This is a genomic window from Citrobacter sp. GW821-FHT07H02, from assembly GCF_059418505.1.
In genome coordinates, this window is the sequence record NZ_JBWKPZ010000033.1 from 1 (window position 1) to 3,223 (window position 3,223).

Sequence of the window (3,223 nt, forward strand, 5' to 3'; positions counted from 1 at the left end):
TCATTGGTGCACCTGTGTTGTTCTGAGGTGAGCATATCACCTCTGTTCAGGTGGCCAAATTCAGTAAACCACTTCACAAGTGACATACGTCTGTTGTTCGCTCACAGCGGACCTTCAGCTCTGTTAGCTTGTCTGCTCAGTGCCATGAATCGACTGCAAGGGTAAACCAGATATCTAAAAGCTAATGGTTTGCCACGATGGGTATGTGGTTGAGATATCGATCAGGTTCTGGTCGATTTTTCTGCTGATGGGTAATAGCTGAGGGTCATGCTCTAGACGTTGGATGTTAAAACCAGGTTGAGCTTTGTTCCGAACAAGAAGCTTCTAGATCAAAAGGCCACCAATTTTTGATGCCGGAATAAATTATTATTCGGATGATGTTACGTAAGATTGATAACTTTAAAGTGTTAATGCTTTTTTCTCTTTTCGGCGTTTCTATATCTCAATGGTGGGAATTTGTATTTTTTAGAGAAAACTCTCGTAAATGTTTCCTGTGAATCGAATCCATATTTATAGGCTATACCCATCGCTGGCTCATTAGTCTCGATAAGATCTTTAGCTGCAAGTGGGGCGGAACTTACATTTAGAGTGGCTGGCTTCATACGGATCCTGCATTACTGCATTCTGTATCGTCCAAGCATGTGCTGTGCTCACCAGAATTTCAGTGGTGAATTTATTACCTGCTGAAAACTTAGTAGCTATTAATTCCGGGACGTCAAGCATACCCACACGTTTACGGATGGAACAGCAAACATTATCGCGATATTTATTTATGGAGGTGCTTTATATTTAATTGTTTTGCAGTAGATACAGAATCTCCGAGCGGTTTAACTTGGAAGCGTGCCCTATCTCAGAGAGTTAAAATCGGTGCTTGTGCTGGGACTCTCGGTAAAGATGGTTATTGGTCTGTTCAATTAAAAGGAAAGAAGTACGCGGTACATCGTATTATCTGGTCTGTTATCAACGGTACTATTCCTGCTGGGCATTGTATTGACCATATAGACGGAGATAGGAGTAATAACAATATCCTGAATCTGCGATTGGCTACCAGAGCGCAGAACAACCAGAATGCACGTAAATGTATTACAGGTAATAATCTACCCAAGGGAATTAGTGTTAATAAAACAAATGGGGTTTATTGTGCTCAAGTACAAAATGACGGGAAGCGGTGGCGTAAGCATGGGAAGAACCTTGAGCAACTCAACCATGAGGTTCAATTAGCCCGTACAATCTCACACGGGCAATTCACATGTCATGGATAGAGTTATTTATTATCTTCTAGGGCGGGGCAGCGGGGCGTTGTTAAGTCACTGCACCGCCCAATATTTCGACCATAAATAATAAACTCCCTCGGCTTGGTTGGATAGTATTTATCGAATAAAGCTATTGTTTCATTAAGTAATTGATTGCAAGAATCAGGGGTGGCGGTTACGAGATGCCCATTAACTTCTAATAAGCAACCGAGACTATAGTACCAGCCGTTAAAGCGTTTAATATTAACCTCACGTAAAGAAATCGTATCAGTGCCACTTCCAATATAATATGATGCTTCATCATTCATTGGAGCGCGAGAAAATACAAGTAGAATGCCTACTACAAAGCTCAGTGCGATAAGTTGGGCTGCTATTGAGATAACACGCCCTTTAATTATGGATGCCTTGAACATACTAGCCCCTTGCCGATCGGAGTTGTTATAATACAGGTACAGTTGTGCCGTTATGTTCCGTAATCTAGGCGGCAACCACTGTGCATTAACACTTTGCTCATCTACCAGTTTGAAAATAAACTGGGGTCTCTTTCATAAATTTGTATAAGAAGAGCTGCACCAACAACACGAGCAGGTTCAATCATGTAATTATCAAAGTCAACAGTACTTAGTAGTTCCAATTCTGGTAGGAGTATTTTATCTATTATATCTTTGGATGTGGTTCTTTTATATTTCATTAGCAGAGGAGCATACAGGGGTAGAGTTGGTTGGAGTTCATTTACAATGGAGAATGATTGTACTAATAATGAAGTGCCTAGTCGAGATTTCATAAAATCATTGGAGTCATGATAATTTAAAAACCATTGCTGAAATGGTAGTAATGTTTTGTAATCGGATTTTGATGGTCCGAATAATTTAAATAGAATACCCATCCTTTACCTTTGTATTTATTTAAGTTGTTGAGTGAATTTCATTGTGGCTTAAACAATCTCGCCTCTATCTTTTAGGTGGCAGCTTGGTTTTACCCCATTCTGCCAGCAGTGCTAGGGTATTGGTAATTGGTTTGATAGATCAATGCTCGTTAATCGATCGGTTTAATCGATCATCTTTGGTGAGCTTCCACATGGTAAATCGCCTGCACCAATGACACATAATCGGCTAGTTCTGATAGTAGTGCACCAGAGCTGTAAGTTTTGAAGGATTCAGTCTTGCCCCTCTCATGCCCGACAATCTGTGCAATCCTATCTTCCGGTACGCCAGCGCGGTCTAAGGCAGTAATGAACATTCCGCGCAGACTATGAAAGCATTGTCTGTCTGTGGCATTGGGTAAAACCTTATCCCGTAGGCGGGTGAATTGCTGGCTGTACCACGGCCCCCTTTTACCATCGAGGCGCTTTATCAAATTTGACTGAGGTAACAGGTACTCACCTAGCTCGCCTTGCTGGTTCAATTGTTTGCATCTGGTAATGACGCTTTGTAACGCTGGGTGCATTGGTACAACCCGTACGCCTGCTTTTGTTTTAGCTGCTCGCACGCTAAAGCACATGACACCCTCGATTTCTGAGGCGTCAGAGATCCGTAGAGAGGCGATTTCATCTAGCCGCATACCCGAGTAAAGCCCGATTAAAATAACGTCCTGTAGATCTTCTGAGGCGTTATTAAGTAGGGTATTTATTTCATTCGGGGTGAATGCTTCATAGCTTTTTATTGTTTGCTTGGCCTCTAGTCTATGCCCGGTAAATGGGGAGGCCGCTGGTATATCGTCGTAGCAACGGCGGGCGTACTCGTACACCGTGTTTAATCCTGATAAATAATTCTGGATAGTCTGCGTGGATTTCTTAGGCTTGAGCGCTCGAATAAATCCCGTTACCTCGGTGCGGCTGATGCCTGTTAGTTCGGTATCAGCAACGTTTAGATACTTGAGAAATAAACGAGAGGCTTGATCTTACCCGCGAATAGTGGACACGCGACTAAGTGAGTAAACTCTCAATCAGAGGTGACTCATGACAAAACCAG

5 protein-coding genes are annotated in these 3,223 nt (G+C 42.4%); 1 reads left to right on the top strand and 4 read right to left on the bottom strand.

The features are described 5' to 3' along the window. Nucleotides 1-407: 407 nt before the first annotated feature. On the bottom strand, nt 408-602 hold the full coding sequence (locus AC07NP_RS21740) for a helix-turn-helix domain-containing protein (RefSeq protein ID WP_494661699.1): 195 nt from the start codon (nt 600-602) through the stop codon (nt 408-410). Between the two features lie 261 nt (nt 603-863). Between AC07NP_RS21740 and AC07NP_RS21745 the strand changes: the two genes are divergently transcribed. Then, nucleotides 864-1,262, top strand: coding sequence for an HNH endonuclease (locus tag AC07NP_RS21745; protein ID WP_494661702.1), 399 nt, complete (start codon nt 864-866; stop codon nt 1,260-1,262). 2 nt (nt 1,263-1,264) lie between these two features. On the opposite strand, the gene AC07NP_RS21750 is transcribed toward AC07NP_RS21745, so the two are convergent. The 3 genes from AC07NP_RS21750 to AC07NP_RS21760 all read right to left on the bottom strand — a co-directional run bounded on the left by AC07NP_RS21750 (nt 1,265) and on the right by AC07NP_RS21760 (nt 2,999). Beyond that, nucleotides 1,265-1,666, bottom strand: coding sequence for a hypothetical protein (locus tag AC07NP_RS21750; protein ID WP_494661700.1), 402 nt, complete (start codon nt 1,664-1,666; stop codon nt 1,265-1,267). Between the two features lie 101 nt (nt 1,667-1,767). Further along, the gene (locus AC07NP_RS21755) at nt 1,768-2,139 is read right to left on the bottom strand and encodes a hypothetical protein (RefSeq protein ID WP_012822610.1); all 372 of its coding nucleotides are present in this window, start codon (nt 2,137-2,139) and stop codon (nt 1,768-1,770) included. A gap of 170 nt (nt 2,140-2,309) precedes the next feature. Further along, nucleotides 2,310-2,999, bottom strand: a complete 690-nt coding sequence (locus tag AC07NP_RS21760) for a site-specific integrase (protein WP_494661701.1) — start codon at nt 2,997-2,999, stop codon at nt 2,310-2,312. Nucleotides 3,000-3,223: the final 224 nt, after the last annotated feature.